Origin of the sequence: Sulfurimonas sp. HSL-1656 (assembly GCF_039645585.1) — a bacterium.
Taxonomy (GTDB): domain Bacteria; phylum Campylobacterota; class Campylobacteria; order Campylobacterales; family Sulfurimonadaceae; genus Thiomicrolovo; species Thiomicrolovo subterrani.
Map to the genome: position 1 here is coordinate 1,868,404 of NZ_CP147915.1, position 24,457 is coordinate 1,892,860.

19 protein-coding genes, 2 tRNA genes and 3 rRNA genes are annotated in these 24,457 nt (G+C 54.8%); 7 read left to right on the forward strand and 17 right to left on the reverse strand.

The features are described from left to right. Nucleotides 1-84 precede the first annotated feature (84 nt). From carB to WCX49_RS09725, 4 genes are read left to right on the forward strand one after another with little or no spacing between them, the layout of a single operon-like run. Nucleotides 85-3,342, forward strand: coding sequence for a carbamoyl-phosphate synthase large subunit (gene carB, locus WCX49_RS09710; protein ID WP_345984896.1), 3,258 nt, complete (start codon nucleotides 85-87; stop codon nucleotides 3,340-3,342). Next, nucleotides 3,303-3,770 carry a hypothetical protein gene (locus WCX49_RS09715; RefSeq protein ID WP_345984897.1) on the forward strand — a complete coding sequence of 156 codons (468 nt, stop codon included), beginning with the start codon at nucleotides 3,303-3,305 and terminating at the stop codon, nucleotides 3,768-3,770. The genes carB and WCX49_RS09715 overlap by 40 nt, the downstream gene beginning before the upstream one ends. A gap of 2 nt (nucleotides 3,771-3,772) precedes the next feature. Further along, nucleotides 3,773-4,333, forward strand: a complete 561-nt coding sequence (locus tag WCX49_RS09720; protein ID WP_345984898.1) for a hypothetical protein — start codon at nucleotides 3,773-3,775, stop codon at nucleotides 4,331-4,333. Between the two features lie 3 nt (nucleotides 4,334-4,336). Further along, complete coding sequence (locus WCX49_RS09725; RefSeq protein ID WP_345984899.1) at nucleotides 4,337-5,515, forward strand: glutathionylspermidine synthase family protein; 1,179 nt, start codon at nucleotides 4,337-4,339, stop codon at nucleotides 5,513-5,515. Between the two features lie 39 nt (nucleotides 5,516-5,554). Here the strand turns inward: WCX49_RS09725 and WCX49_RS09730 are convergent, their stop codons facing one another. After that, nucleotides 5,555-5,818, reverse strand: coding sequence for a hypothetical protein (locus tag WCX49_RS09730; RefSeq protein ID WP_345984900.1), 264 nt, complete (start codon nucleotides 5,816-5,818; stop codon nucleotides 5,555-5,557). Nucleotides 5,819-6,141: 323 nt separating this feature from the next. On the opposite strand from WCX49_RS09730, the gene WCX49_RS09735 reads away from it, so the two are divergent. The 3 genes from WCX49_RS09735 to WCX49_RS09745 are packed head-to-tail and all read left to right on the forward strand — an operon-like array spanning nucleotide 6,142 to nucleotide 7,676. Then, nucleotides 6,142-6,618 (forward strand): copper chaperone PCu(A)C, encoded by a 477-nt coding sequence (locus WCX49_RS09735; RefSeq protein WP_345984901.1) that lies wholly within the window; start codon nucleotides 6,142-6,144, stop codon nucleotides 6,616-6,618. Between the two features lie 3 nt (nucleotides 6,619-6,621). Continuing rightward, the gene (locus tag WCX49_RS09740; protein ID WP_345984902.1) at nucleotides 6,622-7,095 is read left to right on the forward strand and encodes a hypothetical protein; all 474 of its coding nucleotides are present in this window, start codon (nucleotides 6,622-6,624) and stop codon (nucleotides 7,093-7,095) included. Nucleotides 7,096-7,097: 2 nt separating this feature from the next. Next, nucleotides 7,098-7,676, forward strand: a complete 579-nt coding sequence (locus WCX49_RS09745; RefSeq protein ID WP_345984903.1) for an SCO family protein — start codon at nucleotides 7,098-7,100, stop codon at nucleotides 7,674-7,676. Between the two features lie 69 nt (nucleotides 7,677-7,745). Here WCX49_RS09745 and WCX49_RS09750 read toward each other — a convergent pair whose 3' ends face one another. The 16 genes from WCX49_RS09750 to WCX49_RS09825 all read right to left on the reverse strand — a co-directional run bounded on the left by WCX49_RS09750 (nucleotide 7,746) and on the right by WCX49_RS09825 (nucleotide 24,445). Beyond that, the gene (locus WCX49_RS09750) at nucleotides 7,746-8,789 is read right to left on the reverse strand and encodes an AI-2E family transporter (RefSeq protein WP_345984904.1); all 1,044 of its coding nucleotides are present in this window, start codon (nucleotides 8,787-8,789) and stop codon (nucleotides 7,746-7,748) included. Nucleotides 8,790-8,792: 3 nt separating this feature from the next. Continuing rightward, the gene (locus WCX49_RS09755) at nucleotides 8,793-9,605 is read right to left on the reverse strand and encodes an ABC transporter permease (protein ID WP_345984905.1); all 813 of its coding nucleotides are present in this window, start codon (nucleotides 9,603-9,605) and stop codon (nucleotides 8,793-8,795) included. Next, nucleotides 9,598-10,281, reverse strand: a complete 684-nt coding sequence (gene ung, locus WCX49_RS09760) for a uracil-DNA glycosylase (RefSeq protein WP_345984906.1) — start codon at nucleotides 10,279-10,281, stop codon at nucleotides 9,598-9,600. Before ung ends, WCX49_RS09755 begins: the two co-directional genes overlap by 8 nt. 115 nt (nucleotides 10,282-10,396) lie before the next feature. After that, on the reverse strand, nucleotides 10,397-11,785 hold the full coding sequence (locus tag WCX49_RS09765) for an outer membrane protein transport protein (protein ID WP_345984907.1): 1,389 nt from the start codon (nucleotides 11,783-11,785) through the stop codon (nucleotides 10,397-10,399). Nucleotides 11,786-12,357: 572 nt separating this feature from the next. Continuing rightward, a 5S ribosomal RNA gene (rrf, locus tag WCX49_RS09770) occupies nucleotides 12,358-12,473 on the reverse strand. 163 nt (nucleotides 12,474-12,636) lie between these two features. Then, nucleotides 12,637-15,502, reverse strand: a 23S ribosomal RNA gene (locus WCX49_RS09775). A 189-nt stretch (nucleotides 15,503-15,691) separates the two neighbouring features. Continuing rightward, nucleotides 15,692-15,767: transfer RNA gene (locus tag WCX49_RS09780), tRNA-Ala, on the reverse strand. A gap of 12 nt (nucleotides 15,768-15,779) precedes the next feature. Next, nucleotides 15,780-15,856 (reverse strand) — tRNA-Ile (locus tag WCX49_RS09785). Between the two features lie 127 nt (nucleotides 15,857-15,983). Next, nucleotides 15,984-17,486, reverse strand: a 16S ribosomal RNA gene (locus tag WCX49_RS09790). The 16S, 23S and 5S rRNA genes sit together here with 2 tRNA genes alongside, the layout of an rRNA operon. Before the next feature lie 343 nt (nucleotides 17,487-17,829). Further along, nucleotides 17,830-19,095, reverse strand: a complete 1,266-nt coding sequence (gene xseA / locus WCX49_RS09795; protein ID WP_345984908.1) for an exodeoxyribonuclease VII large subunit — start codon at nucleotides 19,093-19,095, stop codon at nucleotides 17,830-17,832. A gap of 3 nt (nucleotides 19,096-19,098) precedes the next feature. Further along, on the reverse strand, nucleotides 19,099-19,809 hold the full coding sequence (gene ubiE, locus WCX49_RS09800) for a bifunctional demethylmenaquinone methyltransferase/2-methoxy-6-polyprenyl-1,4-benzoquinol methylase UbiE (protein WP_345984909.1): 711 nt from the start codon (nucleotides 19,807-19,809) through the stop codon (nucleotides 19,099-19,101). Further along, complete coding sequence (ribD, locus tag WCX49_RS09805; RefSeq protein WP_345984910.1) at nucleotides 19,802-20,800, reverse strand: bifunctional diaminohydroxyphosphoribosylaminopyrimidine deaminase/5-amino-6-(5-phosphoribosylamino)uracil reductase RibD; 999 nt, start codon at nucleotides 20,798-20,800, stop codon at nucleotides 19,802-19,804. Before ribD ends, ubiE begins: the two co-directional genes overlap by 8 nt. Before the next feature lie 5 nt (nucleotides 20,801-20,805). Beyond that, nucleotides 20,806-21,237, reverse strand: a complete 432-nt coding sequence (locus tag WCX49_RS09810; protein WP_345984911.1) for a ribosome maturation factor RimP — start codon at nucleotides 21,235-21,237, stop codon at nucleotides 20,806-20,808. Next, nucleotides 21,227-21,592, reverse strand: a complete 366-nt coding sequence (rbfA, locus tag WCX49_RS09815) for a 30S ribosome-binding factor RbfA (RefSeq protein WP_231018836.1) — start codon at nucleotides 21,590-21,592, stop codon at nucleotides 21,227-21,229. The genes WCX49_RS09810 and rbfA overlap by 11 nt, the downstream gene beginning before the upstream one ends. Then, nucleotides 21,589-24,201 (reverse strand): translation initiation factor IF-2, encoded by a 2,613-nt coding sequence (infB, locus tag WCX49_RS09820; protein ID WP_345984912.1) that lies wholly within the window; start codon nucleotides 24,199-24,201, stop codon nucleotides 21,589-21,591. The genes rbfA and infB overlap by 4 nt, the downstream gene beginning before the upstream one ends. After that, on the reverse strand, nucleotides 24,191-24,445 hold the full coding sequence (locus WCX49_RS09825; RefSeq protein ID WP_345984913.1) for a DUF448 domain-containing protein: 255 nt from the start codon (nucleotides 24,443-24,445) through the stop codon (nucleotides 24,191-24,193). Before WCX49_RS09825 ends, infB begins: the two co-directional genes overlap by 11 nt. Nucleotides 24,446-24,457 lie beyond the last annotated feature (12 nt).

Consider the following 24,457-nt stretch of genomic DNA (forward strand, 5'->3'; position numbering starts at 1 on the left):
GCAGCCCCTATTCTTCACCCCTTTTTAAGGGCCTCCCGACTATAATACCCTCCTGAAATTTCATCTTTTTTCCGAAGGGTATCAATGCCAAAACGCGATGATATTAAAACGATTCTGCTCATCGGCTCCGGCCCGATCGTCATCGGTCAGGCCTGTGAATTCGACTACTCCGGCACCCAGGCGGTCAAAACGCTCAAAGAGCTCGGCTACCGTGTCGTCCTGATCAACTCCAACCCTGCGACGATCATGACGGACCCGGAGTTTGCGGACCGCACCTACATCGAGCCGATCAAAGAAGAGATCATCGCCCAGATCATCGAAAAAGAGAACGTCGACGCCATCCTGCCGACCATGGGCGGGCAGACGGCCCTCAATGCCGCCATGAGCATGTACGAAAAAGGGATGCTCGAAGGCATCGAGTTCCTCGGCGCCAACCCCGATGCGATCAAGAAGGGCGAAGACCGCCAGGCCTTCAAGGAAGCGATGATCAAGCTCGGCATGGACCTGCCGCATTCGCGCTACGCCTACAACATGGAAGAAGCCCTCGCCGCCGCCGAAGAGATCGGCTTCCCTATTATCATCCGCGCCTCCTTCACCCTCGCCGGCGGCGGTTCGGGTGTTGCCTACAACATCGACGAGTACAAGCTGCTTGCGCAGCGCGGCCTGGATGAGAGCCCGATCACGGAGATCCTCGTCGAAGAGTCCCTGCTGGGCTGGAAAGAGTACGAGATGGAAGTCATCCGCGACCGCGCGGACAACTGCATCATCGTCTGTTCCATCGAGAACTTCGACCCGATGGGCGTCCATACCGGCGACTCCATCACGATCGCCCCGGCCCTGACGCTGACCGACAAAGAGTACCAGCGCATGCGCGACGCCTCTTTCGAGATTCTGCGCGAGATCGGCGTCGACACCGGCGGTTCCAACGTCCAGTTCTCCGTCGACCCGAAAACGGGCCGTATGATCGTCATCGAGATGAACCCGCGCGTCTCGCGCTCCTCGGCGCTCGCTTCCAAAGCGACGGGCTACCCTATCGCCAAGGTCGCGACCCTGCTTGCCGTCGGCTTCACCCTCGATGAGATCACCAACGATATCACCGGCACCCCGGCCTCGTTCGAACCGGTCATCGACTACATCGTCACCAAGACGCCGCGCTTCACCTTCGAGAAGTTCCCCGAAGCCGAAAGCACCCTGACGACGGGGATGAAATCCGTCGGCGAAGCGATGGCCGTCGGCCGGACCTTTAAAGAGTCCATGCAGAAAGCGCTCTGTTCGCTGGAAACGGGGCTCTGCGGTTTTGATGAGATGAAAGGCGACATGGACCACATCCGCCACGAGATCCGCCGTCCCAACGCCGAGCGGATGCTCTACGTCGCCGAAGGTTTCCGCCGCGGCATGAGCGTGGAAGAGATCTTCGAACTCTCCAAAATCGATCCGTGGTTCCTCTACCAGATCGAAGAGATCGTCGCCGAGGAGCAGACGGTCGACCTCGATATCCTCAACGACGCCGTCCGCCTGCGCAGAGCGAAAGCCAACGGCTTCAGCGACAAGAAGATCGCGCAGCTCATCGTCAAGCAGGGCGCAGGTGACATCCGTGAAAGTGACGTCTACAATGCGCGCAAACGCATGGGCATCCATCTCGAGTACAACGAAGTCGATACCTGTGCCGCCGAGTTCGAGGCGCTGACGCCTTACCTCTACTCCACGACGAACATCACGACCCTTCCGGAGCAGCCTTCACGCGCTTCGGACAAGAAAAAGGTGATGATTCTCGGCGGCGGGCCGAACCGCATCGGCCAGGGGATCGAGTTCGACTACTGCTGTGTCCATGCCGCGTTCGCCCTTGAAGAGATGGGCATCGAGACGATCATGTACAACTGTAACCCCGAAACCGTCTCCACCGACTACGACACCTCCGACGTGCTCTACTTCGAACCGATCGACCTCGAGCACGTCCGCGAAGTCATCGAGTACGAGAAACCCAACGGGATCATCGTCCACTTCGGCGGCCAGACGCCGCTGAAACTCGCCAACCCGCTCACCGCCATCGGGGCGCAGATCGCGGGGACACCGGCGAAGGTGATCGACCTTGCCGAAGACCGCGAGAAGTTCTCCGACTTCGTCACCAAGCATAACCTCAAGCAGCCGGACAACGGGATCGCCAAAACGAAAGAGGAGGCGATCAGTGTTGCTTCGCAGCTGGGCTACCCTGTTCTCGTGCGCCCCTCCTTCGTCCTCGGCGGCCGCGCAATGCGTATCGTCTACAAAGAGGAGGAGCTGCGCCAGTACATGGACGAAGCGGTCTCCGTTTCCAACGACGCGCCGGTCCTCGTCGACAAGTTCCTTGACCAGGCGGTCGAGCTTGACGTCGATGCCATCTGCGACGGCAGCGAGGTCTATATCGGCTCGGTCATGCAGCACATCGAAGAGGCCGGTATCCACTCCGGCGACTCCGCCTGTTCCCTGCCGCCGGTCAACCTCAGCGACGCCCTGCGCGAACAGGTCGAACAGCAGACGAAGACGATCGCCCTGGGCCTCGGCGTCATCGGCCTGCTGAACATCCAGTACGCCATCTACCAGAACGAGGTCTACCTCATCGAGGTCAACCCGCGTGCATCGCGTACCGTCCCGTTCGTCTCCAAGGCGACGGGCATGCCGCTGGCGAAAGTCGCGACCCGCGTCATGATGGGCGACACCCTGCGCAATGCGCTGGCCTTCTACGACCACTACGACATCGTCATCGAAGAAAACGGCCTGCTCAAACCGCGCCTGCGTGACCATATCGCCCTCAAAGAGGCGGTCTTCCCGTTCAACAAACTCTACGGTGCCGACCTGGTCCTGAGCCCGGAGATGAAATCGACCGGCGAGGTCATGGGGATCAGCTCCAGCTTCGGCGTCAGCTTCGCCAAGTCGCAGATGGCGGCGGGCAACCGCATCCCGACGTCGGGCACCTGCTTCCTCTCCTTCATCGAGATGGACAAACCCGCCGGCGTCGAGATCGCCCGCGGCCTGCATGAGCACGGCTTCAAGCTTGTCGCGACCCGCGGTACCCAGAAGGTGATCGAAGCGGCCGGCATTCCGTGCGAACCGGTCCTCAAGATCTCCGAGGGTCGCCCGAACATCGAAGACATGATGAAAAACGGCGACATCACGATGGCGATCAACACGTCCGACAACAATACGTCGAAAAAAGACGCCACCGTTATCCGCCAGATCGTCCTGCGGATGAACATCCCCTACTTCACGACGCTCAGCGCCGCCCGCGCCGCGATCGATGCGCTCGGTCACATGAAGGACGACGCTTGGACCGCCCCGCAAGCCCTTCAAGACTACCTGGCCTGACAGGGGTCCTGCTGGTACAGACCGACACGACCGTCGGTTTCGTATCGCAGAACGCGGAAGCCCTCGCCCTCGCCAAAAGCCGGCCGGCGTCGAAACCCTTTCTCAAAACCTTCGCCTCGTTCAGCGTCTATAAACAGACCGGGCGCATTCCCGCTCGTTTCAAACGTGAAGCACGGCGCAGGGAAAAAACGACCTACATCGTCAAGGGGGAGGCTTTCCGCATCGTTCCCAAAGGAAGCTACCACCGGCTGCTCCGCCCCTACGGCTGGCTCTACTCCACCTCCGCCAATGCGGCGGGGGGACGTTTTGACGCCGCATACGCCTTCGCGAAGGCTGACGCCGTCATCGAAGATGCACGGGGGCTCTACGAAACCGCCCCTTCTGTCATCTATCAACTGAATCAACATAAAAAACGGAGAATCAGATAAGTATGAAGCATGTCAAAGCAATCGCCTCGGGCCTCTATCTCGGTACGGCCGGCATCACGATGATGAGCGTCCTCTCGGGATGCGTCCAGGAGCAGCAGGAGCCCCAGAACCGCTTCCTCGTCGTTCACCAGCAGCCCAGCGGCAAATACGTTGTCGTCGAGGAGGTCCCGACCGACGGACCCAACCGCGCCATCATCCGTGAGTACGATGCCAACGGCACCATCACGGAGCGCTTCATGAACGAAGCGGAGATGAAGGCGCTGGCCGAGCAGGAGTATGCGAAGATGCAGGCGGGCGAGAGCGAACTGAACCGTGCGCCAGAGGGCGAAGGCATGGGGCTCGCCGGGACGATCCTCGCCGTCGCCGCCGGGTCGCTGCTGGGGAACATGATCGGCAACGCCCTGATGAACAACGCCAACTACCGACAGCATGCGGATCGCGTCAACAAGAGCGCCTACCATGCGACCCAGAAGAGCAAGGCAGGCAGCAGTACGAAGAAGAGCTTCTTCGGGGGTTCGAAAACGGGAACATCGACCTCCTCTTCCACCACCTACGGAGGCTGACCCATGGTCCGACTCGATACCGTTTCGGCCCTGCCGAACGACACCCTCGAACAGCTCGGTTTTACCTGGCACACCGACAGTGACGGTACGCACTATGTCGCCGACGAACTGGTGCTTGTCAGCGACGCCGAAGCCGAAGCGTACTACGAAGCGGCCAACACCCTCTACGACATGTATGTCCAGGCGGCCGAATATGTCATCGAGAACGAGCTCTTTTTCGACCTCGGCATCCCCTTCAACCTGGTCGAGCCGATCAAGAAGAGCTGGGAAAATGACGTGCACTGGCACGTCTACGGCCGCTTCGACCTTGCCGGCGGGATCGACGGGGCGCCGATCAAGCTGATCGAGTTCAACGCCGACACGCCGACGGGGCTTTACGAAAGTGCCGTGCTGCAGTGGGCGCTGCTCAAGCATAACGGTCTGGATGAGGCGCGCCAGTTCAACAACATCTACGAAGCTTTACTCCAAAACTTCCGACGCCTTATCACCCTCTTTGACGATCCGGACGATTTCGAGAAGTTCTACGACGGCTGGAAGATCCTTTTCAGCAGCGTCGAGGGGAATGACGAGGAGGAGGTGACGACGAAGCTCCTGCGCCAGATCGCGACCGACGCGGGCTTCGCGACGGGCTTCGAGTTCCTTCAGAACGTCCGCTTCGATGACGAGGGGATATTTGATGCTTCCGATACCCCCTACGAATACTGGTTCAAGCTCTACCCCTGGGAGGACATCGCCACCGACGAACCGGAACTTGCGGTCCTGCTGGGCAATATCATGCAGCACCAGAAAGCGATCATCCTCAACCCGGCCTATACCCTGCTTTTCCAGTCCAAGGGGATGATGAAGATCCTCTGCGACCTCTTCCCCGACTCCCCCTACCTGCTTCAAACCTCCTTCGAACCGCTCGAGGGCACGAAACAGGTTGAAAAGCGGATGTTCGGCCGCGAAGGGGCCAATACAAAGATTATCGGCAGTGACGGCAGCGTCCTGCACGCAACGGAGGGACCCTACGGAAACTACCGCCCGGTCTACCAGGCGTATGCCGAATTCCCGCAGGACCGCGACGGCAACCGCTACCAGGCCGGGGTCTTCTTCGCCTACGAAGCGTGCGGTCTCGGTTTCCGCCGCGGCGGGGAGATCCTGGACAATATGAGCAAATTTGTAGGGCATGTGCTTTCGTAGAAGGTGGTGAGCGCCCCGGACACTGTCCGGGGAAACGCTTTATTCCAGAAAATAGATATCCGGCCGGTCGATGACGCCGACCTCCTGCATCTTCTGCTTGAGATCCTCGGAGTCGGCGAAGGCGCGGGCCTTTTCAAGATCAGCGGCTTCGAACAGCGCGATAACCTCATGGGGGTCATCCGCGTTCCGAAGCAGATAGACCTCTTTCAGCCCTGCGGCGTCCCTTGCCCCCTTATGCCCGTCATACCCGGGCTTCCATTCATTATAATCCCTGACTTTGTGTCGTACCATCATGTAAGCCATCTCGTCTCCCTTGGTGAGTGATTGGATAACCGCCCGAAGGCAGCACGCTTCGTACTTTTTTCAGTATGAAGCACCTCCGGTAGATTCCGACTTAATTATTAAAATCAAAATCTCCGTTTTAGGTGGGAAATGGACGGGAGACGCGGAGACCGGCAGTCCATATCGTAACGTCGTGACGGGGCTTTGACCCCGCTTTGGTGTAGATTTAACACTTCTGTTATAGAGTTTCACTATACTCTATAGATATGCCTGAATACGTCAGAACAACGACAATGTGGTCTGAGAAAATGCAGGACTGTTTATTATCATCTCCAAGGAACATCATGACCCTTTTGCATCGCGTACTGATCACAACCCTTTTCTTTGTCGCCGGCCTCTCCGCCCAATCCGTTGAAGTCTCCGGCATCTATGTCCGCGAAGTACCGCCGAACCTGCCCAACAGTGCCGCGTTCATGGAACTGAAGAACCTGACGGACAAACCTGTCGCCCTTATCAGTGCCGCTTCCGCAGCCGCCAATACAGTCGAACTGCACGAACACGTGAATGTCGACGGTATGATGCAGATGCGCCAGATCCCGAAGATCGACATTCCGGCCGCCGGGACGACAATGCTTCAGCCGGGTGGCCTGCATGTCATGCTCATCGGGCTGACACAGAAGCTCAAAGCGGGAGAAAACGTCACGATCACGCTGAACTTCTCCGACGGCGAGAGTATTACGCTTGAGGCCCCGGTCAAAAAAGTGGCCGGTATGATGATGCAGCAGAAGATGAAATGCGGCAGCGGCAAATGCGGAAAGTAACGGGTGAGCCTCAAAAAACTCTTTAAAATCCTCGCCATCCAGCTGGGGGTGGCCATCCTGCTCGTCTTTGCCTACCTCGCCTATGATGCCGACCTCATCTACGAATGGCTCAGCGGCGACGTCAAATTCGGAACGCCTGCGCAGGAGTGTGATCTGCATACTGGTGCGTGCACGGCGACGATGGGCGACGGCACGCCTGTAACCTTCGCCATGAGCCCGCGTCCCATCCCGGTCATGCAGAAGCTGCAGCTGCACCTCGCAACCGAGGGCCATTACGACAGTCTGAAAGTGGAGATCTACGGTCTCAATATGAATATGGGACGTTACAGCTATACCCTGACGCGTACGAGCGACGGCAATTACAGCGGCGAGGGGATGATCCCGGCCTGTTCGGGTCGGATGGATTGGCGCGCCAACATTATTGCCGAAGAGCCGACCAGGCGTATCGGCACCTATTTCACCTTTTCGACGGAGTAACCATGGTCCAACGTCTGATCCTGATTCTTTTTCCCCTGTTGCTGGCCGTGGGTGCCTACTTCTATGTCATTCCCACCGTGGAACGCAAACATTACGACTTCACGCTTCAGAGTGCCGACGGTCCGGTCAGCCTCAGCGACTTCCGGGGTAAAAAGGCCGTCGCTATCTATTTCGGCTACACCTACTGTCCCGATATCTGCCCGACGACCTTCTCCAACCTGACGGGGGCCATGAAACTGCTGCCGCCCGAAGCGGCTGATGCAATGCAGGTGATCTTTGTCAGCGTCGACACCGACCGCGATACGCCGCAGAGTCTCAAAGAGTATGTCGAATACTTCTACCCTACCTACCTCGGCGTGACCGGGACGAAAGCGCAGATCGACGAAGTCGTCTCACGTTACGAGGGGACCGAATACACGATTATCAAAGGGGGGAGCAAGGCGATGGGCTACACCGTCGGCCACACCTCCTACGTCTACTTTTTTGACAAACAGGGGAACTTCAGCTCCCGCCTGAACCACAGCATCGATCCCCGCGAAACGCTGACGCATATGGAAAAGGCTCTAGGGCTCTCCCATTAATTAGACGCTATCCGAGCGAAACCTGGGGACGCTCGCACAGCAATATTCTCCCGAAAACCCGAGCTGCTGTTACGCTTCCTCCGTCTGACCGTTTCCGCCCGTGCCGAGCAGCACGGCGATCCACCTTGTCGACTCTTCCGAATCAAACACAATCTTGACCATGATCGTGAGCGGAATAGAGAGCAGCATACCAACCGGCCCCAGCAGCCACCCCCAGAAGATCAACGACAGGAATACGACAAGCGTCGAGAGATCAAGCCCCCGTCCCATCACCTTCGGTTCGATGACCGATCCTACCAGCACATTGATCACGACGTACCCGGCCGCGATCCAGAACGCCGATGCTGCATCCAGCTGGATCAGCGCCAGCAGCACGGCTGGTACGGCGGCCATGATGGAGCCGATATTGGGAATAAAATTGAGCAGGAATGCCACGACACCCCACAAGACGGGATAATCCAGCCCGAAGAGCAGCAGCAGGAGATAAACAAGAAAGCCCGTTCCAGCGCTGATCAGCGCTTTAAGCGCCATGTAGTGGTTTATCTTTGCGAGGATCTCGTTGAGATGCTTCTCCCCTTCGGAGTGGTTCCGGCGGTAGATAAAGGCGATCTTGTTGCGGTAGGCGACGCCCTCGAGCAGCATGAATACGGTCGTCAGCAAAATGACGAACCCGTTCGTCAGGATCGATCCGAACCCCTTGAGCGCCCCGGTCATATAGGTAAAGACGGCACCGGGATCGAGCAGCGTCTGCAGGTTCTTTTCCGGCAGCGCCATCCCCTGCTCCGTCAACCAGCCCGCGACACCGCCGAGACGGCTTCTCAGGTCGGCTTCATAGCCGGGAAGGTTACCGATGAAATCATTCGTGGCATGGCCGACGATGACGCCGAAAAGAACAAAGAAGAGGAGCAGCACGCCGATAAGCATCAGCATCGCCAGCGCCATCGGGATCTTACGTGCCATCAGAAAGTGCAGTAACGGCATGAGGATGATCGCGATGAAGAGCGAAAGAAGAAAAGGGATAATGATCGCCGATGCCGCCTTGACACCGGCGAAGACGATGACGACGGCTGCAAGGATGATAAAGACGTTCCCGAAACGGTTGGTCTGCTCCATAAGCTAGGCTCCTGACTGGATTTTTTTCTTGTTGGTCCGCTGCTGCAGATAGTTGGCGAGGTTCATCAGACAGAGCGTGACCAGGAAGATCATCAGACCCGGAAAGAAACTGACCCACCAGGCGATGTCGATCACCTCCTTACCGTTACTCAGAATCGTCCCCCAGCTCATCTGCGGTGCCACGATCCCCAGGCCGAGGAAGCTCAGCCCTGACTCGGAGAGGATCGCCCCGCCGACGCCGAAGGTGAAACTGACGAAGAAGATCGGGGCCAGCAGCGGCGCGTAATATTTGAGCAGTATCTTCGCCCGCGATACCCCGGCGATACCGAGGATCTTGATGAAGGGCTGCGACGTCACGGCGAAACTTTCCGAACGCACCAGCCTCGCCGTCGTCATCCAGCCCGTGACGGAGATGATGAGGATCAGCACCAGCGCCGAGGCGTTGACGTAGCTCACCAGGGCCAGCAGCAGGAAAAAGGTCGGGAAGGTCAGGAAAAGGTCCACCACGATGACGAAACCTTTGTCGACGACGCCCCTGGCATATCCTGCGATCGCCCCGAGTATGAAACCGAGGAAGGTCCCGATCAATGCACTTCCCACACCGATGACAAGAGAGATCCTCCCCCCTTCAAGGATCCGGGCCAGTAGATCCCGCCCGAGACGGTCGGTCCCGAATGGGTGGGCCAGTGAAGGGGCAGCGAGGATAGCATCGCGGTGCAGCAGATAGGGATCAGCCGTATAGAGGAAACCGCCCAGAAAGGTCACCACAATGATCAGCGCCAGTAAGAAAAGCGTTTTACGCGGAAAATCATGCATCTGAAAGACACCAGTCGATCGGGGCGATGCCCGCGCTTTGCAGGTAGGCATTGGTCCGTGAAAAAGGTTTGGAACCGAAAAAACCTCTATACGCGGAGAGCGGCGAGGGGTGAGGTGAGGTAATGATGTGATGGCGTGAAGCATCGATCAGCGATGCTTTCATCTGTGCAGGCCGGCCCCAGAGGATGAAGACCAACTTCTCCCGGCCGTCGCTGAGGGCCTTGATGGTCGCATCGGTAAAACGCTCCCACCCCTGCTCTTTATGCGAATGCGCCTGCCCGGCTCGGACGGTCAAAACCGTATTGAGCAGAAACACCCCCTGCTCCGCCCATGCTTCCAGCGTTCCGTGCTGCGGAACATCGCAGCCTATATCGTCTCTGAGCTCCTTGAAGATGTTCTGCAGGGAGGGCGGATGCGCTATGCCGCGCTGCACGGAGAATGCAAGCCCGTGCGCCTGGTTCGGCCCATGGTAGGGGTCCTGCCCGAGGATAACGACTTTGACTTTCTCATAGGGTGTCAGGTTGTATGCAGCAAAGATATCGGCACCTTTCGGGTAGATGGGAAAGGCAGCTTTCTCAGCGAGGAGAAACGTTTTGAGTTCCGTGAAATAGGCCTGCTCGAATTCCGAGGACAGCACTGCTTTCCAGGAGGAGTCGATCTTGGGGTCAATCTGCATAGCACCATCCATATAGAGAATCCGACGTAGTATACAAAAGAATGTGTTTGGGATGCGTAAAACGGAAGGAGTCCGCCCGAAGGCGGAAGAATGAAGTTGTTAGTGCACGATGCGCTTAGAACGCATAGTTCAGCTGTACCGTAACACCTGTCTGGGAGTGCTTGACATCCGCTGAAGAGTCACCTGTCGCTGCTGCCGCTGCACCGGCCTGAGCAGGCGAACCGCCGTTTTGCAGGACCATATTTGCAGCCAGCCCCTGACCCATGGCAGTTGTGTCGTAGGAGAAGCTGACTTCCGGTGCATAGACAAAGGCCGCATCGACAGAAATCATGTCTGTAAAGCTGTAGGTACCACCGGCTGTGATATGTGATTCGACAACTGCCGGGAACCCCGCGAGGTTGAAGAAGTTTTTGACGGCACCTTCATAATTGACAGGCATTCCTGCCGGAGTGAAACCAGCTGCGGCTCCATCCTGCTCCTGAATCGGGTTCTCTGCATAGTTATAACCGAGGCGGACCGCCCAGTTGTTTCTCTCATACTGGTAACCGACGGAGAAGACATTCTGGTTGTCCCATTCAAACTCTTTATATCCCTTCGCATCCGCCCAGCGGATCTGCTTGTAGTCGAATGCGATCGTGTTGCCGCTTCCAAGGATGTCATAGCTGATACCGACACCGATCTCTGCCGGCTGCTCGAGATGGTCATCGATACCTTGCAGGCCGAATGCCTGGGAAGTTACTTCAAGCGTATGGTCATAAGTCATATCGATAGAAGACTGGTACTTGGCACCCAGTGTCAGGCCCGTGATGCCGACTGCACCTGCATCGTACGCAACACCGACTTCATAACCGAAACCGAAATCTTCGGAGACACCGGACCCCTGCGGATCAATACCGCCTGTAGGCAGCGGCATTGCATAAGCAATATTCAGTGAACCGTACTGCAGCATCGGGGCGACACCGACACTGAAGCCGGAATTGCTGTAAGATACCGGTACGGCGAAACGCATCAGCTGCAGGTTCGTACGCATACCGAAAGAGCCGTTGCTGCTGACACCGCTAGCAGGGTCGAGCGTATCACGGTAATCCGTACCCATACCGGCTACACCGAACATGCCGATACCGACAACGACGTTGTCATTGATACGGGAAGCAAGAGCAACCTCAGGAATCATACTCATATCAGCTTTGCTGGTATCAGACTCTACCGGCATGACAGGAGTAGCTGTCGCTGCTGAGTAAGCTTCTGCAAATGCGTTGGATTCAAAATCAACCTTTGGCATGAAGAGCGTTCCACCGAAAGAGATCTCATTGCTTTTGACCGCAGAAAGCAGTGCCGGGTTAGCCAGACCGCTTTCAGCACCGAATGCGGTGGCAATGCCTACACCACCCATACCGCGTGCTTTAGCACCGAGACCCATAAGGTTATCCCCGTTTGTTGCAAATGCCGAAGTTGCAGTCAGAGCCATTGCAGCAGCCATTGCCAGTTTGATTGTACGTGTCATCTATTCTCCTACGAATAAAAATCAAATGGAAGTTTTTGCTTCCGATTTCGTTCATTATAGGCGTCGGAAAATAAAGTGAATATAAAGCTGGAAGGCCCTACTTAACGGGGATTTATAATTATTCTAAGCGAAAGAGACAATACAGAGCAAATAAAATATATTTATATCTTTGTGTTATAAAAATAGCATATTTATTTCATTTTCTGTTGCTTTTTTAACAGTATTCTTATTTTTATAAAAAAGAGATATGTTTTTGATATTTTTATCACTATGTTACGTTTTGAAACACAATTAAGTTGTATAGAAAGGCAGATATTCTGCAATCCATCGCTTGCACGCGGTCTCAAGAAAGCAAATGCACCTACACTCCATCAGCTGAAGGAAACAAGGTGATACAAACTATGAAAAAGTGGAAAGAATTCTAATCGCCAAATAGCTGCATAATGGGCAATATAGACCATTAAGATAATTTGACCACAGTTGATAGACAAGAATAAAGGTTTAACTGATTGATTAGAAGTAAGGTATTTGATGATTGATTGTAAATTGTAAGTAGAAGGATAAATCCGAGAACCAGGCGGCGACCTACGTTCCCAACCCTGCAAGGGTCAGTATTATCAGCGATGAGAGGCTTAGCTTCCGGGTTCGGAATGGGGCCGGGCGTTTCCCTCTCTCTATAGCCACCTGGACAATCGGATCGAAAAGCTTCGAGAAGCTCTTGGATCCGACTGCGTGTCGGTTATGTATGTTTTATGCTAAGGGTTAGCATAAAATATGATTGTTAAAGTCAACGGTTGCAACTACAGCTATTACAGCTCATACTGAGTAAGGCAGTAAGACACTAATTTTAGGGAAAAAAGACGAACGGACTATTAGTACTGGTCAGCTAAACAGATTGCTCTGCGTACACACCCAGCCTATCAAGCATGTAGTCTTCATGCGTCCTTCAGGGAGAGTTCATCTTGGAGTTGGCTTCCCGCTTAGATGCTTTCAGCGGTTATCACATCCGAACGTAGCTACCCGGCGGTGCCCTTGGCAGGACAACCGGTGCACCAGTGGTTCGTCCAACCCGGTCCTCTCGTACTAGGGTCAGCTCTCCTCAACTCTCCTACGCCCACGGAAGATAGGGACCGAACTGTCTCACGACGTTCTGAACCCAGCTCGCGTACCGCTTTAAATGGCGAACAGCCATACCCTTGGGACCTGCTCCAGCCCCAGGATGCGATGAGCCGACATCGAGGTGCCAAACCTCCCCGTCGATGTGAGCTCTTGGGGGAGATCAGCCTGTTATCCCCGGCGTACCTTTTATCCTTTGAGCGATGGCCCTTCCACACAGAACCACCGGATCACTATGACCGTCTTTCGACTCTGCTCGACGTGTATGTCTCACAGTCAGGCTGGCTTATGCCATTATACTCTACGATGGATTTCCAACCCATCTGAGCCAACCTTTGTAAGCCTCCGTTACTTTTTAGGAGGCGACCGCCCCAGTCAAACTACCCACCAGACATTGTCCTGACAGAGGATAACTCTGCGCAGTTAGCTATCAGAATATTCAAGGGTGGTATCTCAAGGGTGCCTCATTAGCAACTGGCGTCACTAAATCAACGGCTCCCACCTATCCTGCACATGAATATCCCAATAGCAGTGTCAAGCTATAGTAAAGGTGCACGGGGTCTTTCCGTCTTTCCGCGGGTAGGAGGAATTTTCACCTCCACTACAATTTCACTGGATCCCTGGTTGAGACAGCTCCCATCTCGTTACGCCATTCATGCAGGTCGGTATTTAACCGACAAGGAATTTCGCTACCTTAGGACCGTTATAGTTACGGCCGCCGTTTACTCGTGCTTCAATTCACCGCTTCGCAAAGCTAACGGATCCTTTTAACATTCGAGCACCGGGCAGGCGTCACACCCTATACATCCACTTACGTGTTGGCAGAGTGCTGTGTTTTTGGTAAACAGTCGGGAGGGACTCTTTGCTGCGACCCGCTTCCGCTCCACCCGCAGGGGTTTCACGTACAACGGGCACACCTTATTCCGAAGTTACGGTGCTAGTTTGCAGAGTTCCTTAACCAGGGTTCTTCCACGCGCCTTAGAATACTCATCTCACCCACCTGTGTCGGTTTACGGTACGGGCGACTGTAGATATGCTTAGAAACTTTTCTCGGCACGACGGCATCAACGATTCTGTTTCTGCTCCGAAGAGCGTCGACAGCCTGTCAGATCTCGGTCTCATGTAAGGCGGATTTGCCTACCTTACAACCTACATCCTTCGAGCCACTATTCCATCAGTGACCTCGTTTAGCCCTATGCGTCCTTCCATCACGCTCTACAGTCGGTATCGGAATATTAACCGATTTGCCATCGTCTACCCCTTTCGGACTCGACTTAGGTCCCGACTAACCCTACGATGACGAGCATCGCGTAGGAAACCTTGGGTTTACGGCGAAGCAGATTCTCACTGCTTTTATCGCTACTCATGCCTGCATGCTCACTTCCATCCGCTCCAGCACTCCTTGCCGGTATACCTTCAACGCTGAATGGAACGCTCTCCTACCACTTAGTAAAACTAAGTCTAGAGCTTCGGTGTACATCTTAGCCCCGTTATATTTTCGGCGCAGAATCGCTAGACCAGTGAGCTGTTACGCTTTCTTTAAAGGATGGCTGCTTCTAAGCCAACCTCCTGGTTGTTTCAGCAACTCCACATCCTTTTCCACTTAGATGTAACTTAGGGACCTTAGCTGCTAGTCTGGGTTGTTCCCCTCTCGACGATTGATTTTATCACCCACCGCCTGACTCCCGAGGTTACACATACAGTATTCGGAGTTTGATAGGGTTTGGTACCGCGGTGAGCAGCCCTAGCCCTGTCAGTGCTCTACCCCTGTATGCTAATGCTCGAGGCTATACCTAAATATATTTCGGAGAGAACCAGCTATCACTGAGTTTGATTGGCCTTTCACCCCTATCCACAAGTCATCCGGGGGCTTTTCAACGCCCATCGGTTCGGTCCTCCACCGGCTCTTACACCGGCTTCAACCTGCTCATGGATAGATCACTCAGTTTCGGGTCTGCAGCATCTGACTAATCGCCCTATTAAGACTCGCTTTCGCTACGGCTTCGCGTTCGCTTAACCTTGCCAGATACCACAACTCGCAGGCTCATTATGCAAAAGGCAGTCCGTCACCCCTCATAAAGAATGGGGCTCCGAATGATTGTAAGCTATAGGTTTCAGGTTCTATTTCACTCCGTTCACCACGGTTCTTTTCACCTTTCCCTCACGGTACTGGTTCGCTATCGGTCTGGTAGTAGTATTTAGCCTTGGAGGGTGGTCCCCCCATGTTCAGTCAAGATAACACGTGTCCCGACCTACTCGAATAACATGTAGATAGTTTTCGCTTACAGGGCTATCACCTTCTATGGCTCCTCTTTCCAAAGGATTCTGCTAACACACTACACGCTTTAGGGCTAGTCCCATTTCGCTCGCCGCTACTCTGGGAATCTCGGTTGATTTCTTTTCCTCAAGGTACTGAGATGTTTCACTTCCCTTGGTTCGCTCCCCGCAGGGTGACATGACTCGCGCCATGCCGGGTTGCCCCATTCGGAAATCCCCGGATCAAAGCTTCTTGGCAGCTCCCCGAGGCTTATCGCAGCCTAGTACGTCCTTCATCGCCTCTACCAGCCTAGGCATCCACCTATAGCTCTTAATATCTTTATTCTAATTAGCGCTTACTGCCTTACTCAATATGAATAAGACTGTAATATTTAATTGTAGTTGCAATACTTACGAAGTAATCTTCATAAATATTTGTTGACTTTAACAATGATAATTCAATGAACGTTTTAGACTCTTATACACTAAGAAGTCTAATATGAATACTTCATCAAGTACTCGTATTAGGCTTCGTGGTGGAGAATAGCGGGATCGAACCGCTGACCTCCTGCGTGCAAAGCAGGCGCTCTCCCAGCTGAGCTAATTCCCCACATAGTGATCCTGGTGGGCCTAGGAGGACTTGAACCTCCGACCTCACCCTTATCAGGGGTGCACTCTAACCAGCTGAGCTATAGGCCCCTTCTCGGCATTTCTAATTCAATAGAACATAGATCACTGAAAACTAAGCAAGCAAGCGGACAGACACAATCTGAAATGTGAGATTTTCTCTTCGGGCCACCAAACGAATGGTGCCCGGTTACTCTAGAAAGGAGGTGATCCAACCGCAGGTTCTCCTACGGTTACCTTGTTACGACTTCACCCCAGTCGCTGATTCCACCGTAAGCGGTAGCTACTTTAGCTTCCCGATTTCGGGTGAAATCAACTCCCATGGTGTGACGGGCGGTGAGTACAAGACCCGGGAACGTATTCACCGTAGCTTAGCTGATCTACGATTACTAGTGATTCCAGCTTCATGCACTCGAGTTGCAGAGTACAATCCGAACTGAGAGACGCTTTATGAGATTGGCTCCACCTCGCGGTATCGCAACTCTCTGTACGTCCCATTGTAGCACGTGTGTAGCCCTGGCCGTAAGGGCCATGATGACTTGACGTCGTCCTCACCTTCCTCCTCCTTGCGAAGGCAGTCTCCTTAGAGTGCCCAGCCGAACTGCTGGCAACTAAGGACGAGGGTTGCGCTCGTTGCGGGACTTAACCCAACATCTCACGACACGAGCTGACGACAGCCGTGCAGCACCTGTTTTCAAGCTCCAGTAAACTGGCACTTCCGTATCTCTACAGAATTCTATCAATGTCAAGGCCAGGTAAGGTTCTTCGTGTATCTTCGAATTAAACCACATGCTCCACCACTTGTGCGGGTCCCCGTCTATTCCTTTGAGTTTTAATCTTGCGACCGTACTCCCCAGGCGGAATGCTTAATCTGTTAAGTGCATCACCGAAGTAACGAGTACCCCGACGACTAGCATTCATCGTTTAGGGCGTGGACTACCAGGGTATCTAATCCTGTTTGCTCCCCACGCTTTCACGCCTCAGCGTCAGTTATGTCCCAGCAGATCGCCTTCGCTTTCGGTATTCCTAGTGATATCTACGGATTTTACCCCTACACCACTAATTCCATCTGCCCCTTCCATACTCTAGGTTCCCAGTTTCAAGTGCAGTTCAATGGTTGAGCCATTGGATTTCACACCTGACTTAAAAACCCGCCTACGCGTCCTTTACGCCCAGTGATTCCGAGTAACGCTTGCTCCCTCCGTATTACCGCGGCTGCTGGCACGGAGTTAGCCGGAGCTTATTCATTAGGTACCGTCATTTTCTTCCCTAATAAAAGGAGTTTACACACCGAAATGCGTCATCCTCCACGCGGCGTTGCTGCATCAGGGTTTCCCCCATTGTGCAATATTCCTCACTGCTGCCTCCCGTAGGAGTCTGGTCCGTGTCTCAGTACCAGTGTGGCGGATCATCCTCTCAAACCCGCTATGTGTCATCGCCTTGGTGAGCTCTTACCTCACCAACAAGCTGATACAATATAGGCCGATCCCATAGCGAAAAACTTTCCCTGCGAACAGGAGTATCCGGTATTAATCACCGTTTCCAGTGGCTATCCCAGACTATGGGGCACGTAACCTATACATTACTCACCCGTGCGCCACTCGTCAGCAATAGTGCAAGCACTATCCTGCTACCGTTCGACTTGCATGTGTTAAGCACGCCGCCAGCGTTCACTCTGAGCCAGGATCAAACTCTCCATAATTGAAAAGACGCTTCATAAATGAAGCGATTACTGATCCAGCCCAAGATATAAAATCATTGGCTGTATAGTGTCTATCACTATAAATAGTAATAGACGGTTAAATTGTGTCTTATCTAAGTAAGACTTCCAGACCTTGTCTGTCCATCCCACTTGCTTAGTTTTCAATGATCTCAAACTTTCGCGATCTTCAACCCGAAGTCCCGCTAGATAGGCCTCTTTTCGATGCCTCTCATCGTTTGTGGACGGGAATTATAGGGGATTTCAAAAGCAATGTCAAGAGGTTTTTGCGGAAATTTTCATTTTTTGCGAAATTTCTTTTTACTTGCTAATTTATGTAATTATGTTACTTGTTATTGGTACTGTTTTCACGGATGGATTTCACTTCCGCAACGGCCGTATAGTCGCTGTCCATCAGCTCAATTTCATCACCTTCGCTTACATTACAAAGGGAAACGGGCCTTCCCCCTTTCACGACCTGGGCGTACCCTTTCATGACTTTGCTTTTCGGATCCTGGGCATTCATACTTGACTGCAGTGCGTTCAGCAGTGACTGTTTCTGGTTTAATAGCATCATGGTTGCCTGGCCCAGTCGCACCCCCATCGGGTCAAGCAGTGCATCGGCCTGTTGCAAGCGATAGCCGATGCTCTGATCATACCGCTGCTGCAGCTGCACAAGCAGTAGTGACTGCTCTTTAATTCTTTGTTCGACGGAGTGTTGTTTATAGCGTTCGAACAGATGCAGCACGCTTTGCATTTCCCTTTGCACTTTTTCTGCAATGCGCTGATCAAACTGTTCCTGGAGTGCGTCAAGGCTCATCATCATCTCGTATTGGTCCGGAAGGAGCATCTGCATCGCCGCGGAAGGGGTCGGTGCCCGCAGATCGGCGACAAAATCCGTAATCACCCAATCTATCTCGTGCCCGACGGCAGAAACGACGGGTGTCGCAGCCGCAGCAACCGCCCTCGCCAATGCTTCATCATTAAAACCCCACAGGTCTTCCATGCTTCCGCCGCCCCGGCTGAGTACAATGACATCATAACCGGCTTTGTCGGCAGCATTCAAAGCGGCAAGCAGTGAAAACGGGGCCTGTTCTCCCTGAACGATGCTATCGTAGACGAAAAGCTCGGTCAACGGCCAGCGGTGCGCCGCGACCCGTTTCATATCCTGGAGCGCCGCTCCGGTAGCAGAGGTGATCAAGGCAATCTTTTTGGGGTAGCGCGGCAGTGCTTTTTTCCGTTCACTGTCGAACAGCCCCTCCTCCGAAAGCCGCGATTTGAGCTGTTCATACGCCAGTGCCAGTGCCCCCTGCCCTGCCGGTTCGATTACCTGGGCATTGATTTGGTAACTGCCGCGCGGTTTGTAGAGTGTGATCCCGCCGCGGACGACGACCTTGAGCCCCTCTTCGAGGCGGAACCGCAGATGCGCCGCGTTGCCTCGGAACATGACGCCGCTGAGCGCCGAACCGCTGTCTTTGAGGGTAAAATAGATATGGCCGCTGTTATGATAGGTAATTCGGGAGAGTTCGCCTTCGACGGCGACCTGGACAAAGGTCGTCTCGAGAAGGTTCTTGATCTGTTCGTTGAGGGCCGATACGGAGACCGCCTTCACGCTTTACACCTTCTTGGCGATGATCAGCGTGGAGATATCCATGGAAAAACTCTGGATAAAGAGCGGCTCGAAACCGGCAGCTTCCAGTTCGCCGCGCATCCCCTCCACCGTCAGGAAGCCCTCGATAGAGTTGGGCAGGTATTCGTAGGCTTCTTTGTTCTTGGAGATAAACCCGCCGATCTTCGGCAGAACCTTCGTCATGTAGAAGTCGCGGATTTTTCCCAGGATCGACGGGTGCTCGTTTTTCATGAACTCCAGGATGACCACCATCCCGCCGGGTTTAAGGACCCGGTTGAACTCACGCAGCGCCGCTTCGCGTTCGACAACATTACGGATACCGTAGGAGATGCTGAGCATATCCGCCGTATTATCCTCAACGGGAAGTTCCGTCGCCTTGGAAATAGCGAAATCAAAATCGGGGAACTTCTGCCGTCCGACACCGACCATCCCTTCTGATGGGTCAACGCCGAGGATTTGCTTCACGCTGATCGACTTCACCCCGGCGCGTTGGCGCCAGTAATCCATCATGTCCCCCGTGCCGCAGGCGACATCGACGATCAGGTCGAGTTCCGACCGGTCGTAGAATGCGAATGCTTTGTCGCACCCTTTGCGGCGCCAGCTGCGGTCGACACCCATACTCATAACGCGGTTCGCCTTGTCATAGGTCGGCGCGATCTCGTCGAACATCGATACGATTTTTTCCTGTCTATCCATTCACCATCCATTGCTTGACATCCTCTCCCGAGCGGGAGAGATGCCTGATTTCAAATTGTTGCGGTTGTTGCAGAAAGCGTATTGTACCACCGCTCGACGGCGCAACAAAACAGAGGTACATGTCACAGCGCGACTGTACCGCTTCAAACATCCCCGGACCGCCCTCGACAAGAACATTCCGGTACCGGTCAATTACAGTGAGATCCGCCGCGATCATCACCTTCCGGCCGGGGACGCTGAAGAGCGGGATCGTCCGGTCGAAGTCGTCACGCTTGGAGAGAATAAGGATATCCGGTGCCTTGCCCGCCACCATCCTTGCATCCAGTGTCGGCCGGTCGGTGCGTACGGTGTTACCGCCGATGACCAGCAAGTCCGCCGCGTCGCGCATCGTATGCACGAAACGCCGCGATTCGCTCCCGCTGATAATCCCGCCGTCTATCGTTCCGTCGAGCCGCTGGGCCCACTTGAAGGTCACAAAGGGTTTCGTCTGCCACTGTACGAAGGGAAACAGCAGATCATCCGCCGCTTTGGAAGGAGTGTGTTCAACCGTAATGCCAGCATCATTCAGAATGGACGCCCCGCCGGCCGCCTCGCCGTTCGGATCCGCTGCGGTATAGATGACCCGCCCTATCCGCACGCCGGCCAGCAGGCGCGCACAGGAGGGGGTTTTGCCGTGATGGGCACAGGGTTCGAGGGTCACATGGATCGTACAGGTAGTGAAACAGCTGTTGTGATTAGAGAGGAGATAGTCGTGGATCGCGCCGGAATCTTTCAATTCCAGGATAGCGGTATCGGAAGTGAGCAGCGCAAAGGCCTGCTGAAGTGCCAGGACTTCCGCATGGGGGCCTCCCGCTTTTTCGTGAGCGGCTACGGCAAGGATTTTCCCCGAAGCATCGGTGACGGCGGCGCCGACGGCTGGATTGGGGAAGGTGCACCCCTGGTAAGCCCATGCCGCATCGACGGCCAACGCCATCGGATCAGGCCGGGCCATCTGCTTTACCACTCGAAGTAGGTTGCAGCCTTGACGACGCTGTCAAAAGGGACTGTTTCGGTTCCCGCCTCGGTTTCGATAGTCAGAGTGCCGTCCTCGCCGACACTTTTCAGCTCACCGCGAAGTTTCGTCTTGTCCTGCAGTGTCAGTTTGACCTTCTCGCCGACAGAGTAACTGAAATGCTCCAGGGTCTTGAGTTTGCGTTCGACCCCGGGGGAACTCACTTCAAGACGGTATTCGCCCTGTACCGGCGGGGTCACGTCCAGCATCGGGGAGATCAGCTTCGTCGCTTCGACGCACTGGTCCATGGTGGTACCGCCCTCGCCGATAACGTTGACACGGTAGATCGTCTCGCTGTTTTCGGTGACAATAGAGGTATCGTACAGGTGCAGGCCGATCGATTCGACCAGGTTCTTGATATCGCTCTCAAGACTCATCGTGCTTTTCCCCTTCGATCTGTTTGAAAAGTGCTTCGATCTGCTGCGTCTTCTGGAGCTGATCGTCAAAAACGAATGCCAGTTTCGGGCAGCGGTACCACCCCTGGTCTTTCATACAGTAATCTTCGATCACCGGGCGCGCTTTGCGCAGCTGCTTCAAAAAAGCATTGCGCTCCGCTTCGCTGTAGTCATGGGGATCGAGGTAGACTTTGGCATCACTGCGCCCCTTCGCACAGCGGACCTCGATGACATCGAGTTCATGCAGGCGGGCATCCCCCAGTTGCGAGATCGCCTCCGGAATCAGCTCCTGGAGGATCGCATCGGTGCGTTTAAGCTTGATCTCGGCGGGCGTCACAGCTCTACTTTCTGCTCCACACGGGTGAAGGTTTCGATGACGTCACCGACCTGCACATCGTCATAGCCGTTGAGGACAACCCCACACTCGTAGCCGTTTCCGACCTCTTTGACGTCATCTTTGAAGCGCTTGAGCGATGTCAGATCGCCTTCGTGGATAACGACACCGTCGCGGATGACGCGGACCAGGCCGCCGCGGACCAGTTTGCCGTCGACGACCACACAGCCCGCAACCATACCCTTCGGAATTTTGAAGACTTCGCGGACATCGGCCTGGCCGCTGTGCTCTTCGCTGAACTTCGGTGCCATCATACCTGTCAGCATACCCGTAATATCATCGAGCAGCTGGTAGATGATGGTATAGGTGCGGATATCGACACCGCGTTGTTTCGCCAGGGCTTTGACCGCACCCGTCGGGCGGACGTTGAATCCGAGCAGGACGCTGTTTTCCGAGCTGTTCGCCAGCTCGACGTCGTTTTCGGTGATCCCGCCGACGCCGGAGGAGATGATATCGACCTTGACCTCTTCATTACGCAGGGCAAGCAGTGAGGTGCGGATCGCCTCGAGCGAACCGTGGACATCGGTTTTCAGGATAACCTTCAGGGATTTCAGTTTCCCTTCTGCGATCAGTGCCGTCAGTTCGTCCAGTGAAGTCTTCGTACTGGCGGAGAGCTCTTTCTGGCGCTCATACTCGGCACGTTTCTGGGCATATTCGCGTGCCTCTTTGTCGCTCGCCATTGCGATCATGACGTCACCGGCTGCCGGGACTTCATTCAGACCGACAACAACGGCCGTTTCACTTGGGCCCAGGACTTTGATCTGCTGACCCTGATCATTGATAAGGGAACGGACACGACCGAATGCCTTGCCGCAGACAACGTTGTCCCCGACACGGAGCGTACCGTTCTGGACGATCACCGTTCCGACAGGACCGCGTCCTTTTTCAACGGAACTTTCGACGACGACCGCTTTGGCCGCCGCATCCGGGTTGGCTGTCAGCTCCATCACTTCCGCCGTCAGAAGGATGTTATCGAGCAGGTCATCGATCCCCATACCTGATTTGGCGGAAACCGGGACAAACTCAACGTCTCCGCCCCAGTCGATCGGGGAGACGTCCTGCTCTGCCATCTGGGCTTTGACCATATCCGGGTTCGCACCCTCTTTGTCCATTTTGTTGACCGCAACGATAATCGGTGCTTCGGACGCTTTGGCGTGCTTGATCGCCTCGATGGTCTGCGGTTTGACACCGTCGTCCGCCGCAACGACGATAATAACGATGTCGGTCGCCTGGGCACCGCGTTCACGCATCGCGCTGAAGGCGGCGTGGCCCGGGGTGTCGATGAAGGTGATCTTCTTGTTTTTCTGCTCGACCGTATAGGCACCGATGTGCTGGGTGATGCCGCCAGCCTCGCCGTGGGCAACACGGGCGTTGCGGATCGCGTCGAGCAGTGAGGTCTTACCGTGGTCGACGTGTCCCATGATCGTGATAACCGGCGGACGCTCTTCGAGGTGCTCTTCGGATTCCGCTTCGACGTACTCCTCTTCATAGTTGAAGGCGTTGGTCGGATCGATCGTCGTGACTTCGACCTCGAACTCTTCGGCGAGGATCTCGATCTCGTCTTTGCCGAGGAAGTCGTTCTTCGTCACCATCATACCAAGGTTGAAAAGGACCTTGATGACATCGGAAATAGGATGGTTGATCTTTTCCGCGAACTCGTATACGCGGATATCTTCGGGGATTTCGACGTGCGTGACGACTTCCTCCGCACCCTTCTCTTTCGTATACTTTCTGCGTTTTTTACGGGCAACCTGGCGCGGACGGTTGCCGCCCGGCTTCTTCTGACCGCCGCCGCGGCCGACCGGTTTCTTCTCACGCGGGCGCTGCGGTTCTTCCGGCAGTTTCGGTTTGTCCTGCGTCGCTTCGCTCAGGTCAAGCAGTACGACTTCGTCGTCATCGTAATCCATGGAGACATCCGACATGCCGCCGCCGAAGATATCGAGTGACGTGCCGCTGGTTTTGCGCTGCGTCGGCGTTCCCTTCGCAGCTTTTTTGGCTCTCTTCTTCTGTGCCAGCTCTTCGAGTACGTCTGCACCGAGTTTGCCGTAGCTGGAAAGTTTCGTCGTCTCTTTGGAGACCTGTGCCGTCTCCTCGGCGGACGGACGGTTTTTCTTTTTGATCCGCAGACCGCTGCGCTTGATCGGCGTCACCTCTTTGAGGGCCGGTTCCGTCTTCTGAACGACGGCGCCTGAAACGGGCTTCGGTTTCGTTTCCGCTTCTTTCGGTACTTCGGCTTCCTCTTTTTCGGCAGCCGCCGGTGTTACTGCAGCTTCGGACGGCACTGCCGCCGCTTCTTTTTCGGTTTCGGCAGGTGTCGCCGCCTCTTCCTGCGCTTTGGCCGCTTTCTTCACAACGCGGACTTTCGGTTCCGGCGCAGCTGGCGTCGTACCGCTCATGATAAAGTTAGCGATCTTTTCCGCCTCTTCCATGGATACGGAGTTTGAAGCCGTTTTGACACTGTCGAGCCCCATCGCCTGAGCTTTTTCAACGACCTCTTTTGATGCGATGCCCAATTCTTTGGCAATCTCGCTTACTCTAACTTTATCTGACATCCGTGATGATCTCCTTTAACTCGTTCAGCAGGCGCTCTGTCTCCCCGCTTTTACATTGGCGGGCGAGCGCTTTGGCAGTCTGTTTTGCAGTGAAACACTCCGGGCACAGATAAAAACTCCGTCCTGTCCCGCTGTAGGGGCGCAGGGAACGCTCGGTGCATTGCAATCTCAACAGTTGATCCTGTGCTTCCCGTTTCCGGCAGCAGACGCACATGCGAACGGGGCCCGAATAATTTTGGCGCATTATATCCAAAGT

Coding starts and splice junctions, on each gene's coding strand:
- infB (WP_345984912.1), bottom strand. CDS start 24,201: ATGTCAGATAAAGTTAGAGTAAGCGAGATTGCCAAAGAATTGGGCATC.
- WCX49_RS09730 (WP_345984900.1), bottom strand. CDS start 5,818: ATGGCTTACATGATGGTACGACACAAAGTCAGGGATTATAATGAATGG.
- WCX49_RS09750 (WP_345984904.1), bottom strand. CDS start 8,789: ATGGAGCAGACCAACCGTTTCGGGAACGTCTTTATCATCCTTGCAGCC.
- ubiE (WP_345984909.1), bottom strand. CDS start 19,809: ATGGATAGACAGGAAAAAATCGTATCGATGTTCGACGAGATCGCGCCG.
- WCX49_RS09755 (WP_345984905.1), bottom strand. CDS start 9,605: ATGCATGATTTTCCGCGTAAAACGCTTTTCTTACTGGCGCTGATCATT.
- WCX49_RS09720 (WP_345984898.1), top strand. CDS start 3,773: ATGAAGCATGTCAAAGCAATCGCCTCGGGCCTCTATCTCGGTACGGCC.
- WCX49_RS09765 (WP_345984907.1), bottom strand. CDS start 11,785: ATGACACGTACAATCAAACTGGCAATGGCTGCTGCAATGGCTCTGACT.
- WCX49_RS09735 (WP_345984901.1), top strand. CDS start 6,142: ATGACCCTTTTGCATCGCGTACTGATCACAACCCTTTTCTTTGTCGCC.
- ribD (WP_345984910.1), bottom strand. CDS start 20,800: ATGGCCCGGCCTGATCCGATGGCGTTGGCCGTCGATGCGGCATGGGCT.
- WCX49_RS09825 (WP_345984913.1), bottom strand. CDS start 24,445: ATGCGCCAAAATTATTCGGGCCCCGTTCGCATGTGCGTCTGCTGCCGG.
- WCX49_RS09810 (WP_345984911.1), bottom strand. CDS start 21,237: ATGAGTCTTGAGAGCGATATCAAGAACCTGGTCGAATCGATCGGCCTG.
- WCX49_RS09745 (WP_345984903.1), top strand. CDS start 7,098: ATGGTCCAACGTCTGATCCTGATTCTTTTTCCCCTGTTGCTGGCCGTG.
- ung (WP_345984906.1), bottom strand. CDS start 10,281: ATGCAGATTGACCCCAAGATCGACTCCTCCTGGAAAGCAGTGCTGTCC.
- WCX49_RS09725 (WP_345984899.1), top strand. CDS start 4,337: ATGGTCCGACTCGATACCGTTTCGGCCCTGCCGAACGACACCCTCGAA.
- carB (WP_345984896.1), top strand. CDS start 85: ATGCCAAAACGCGATGATATTAAAACGATTCTGCTCATCGGCTCCGGC.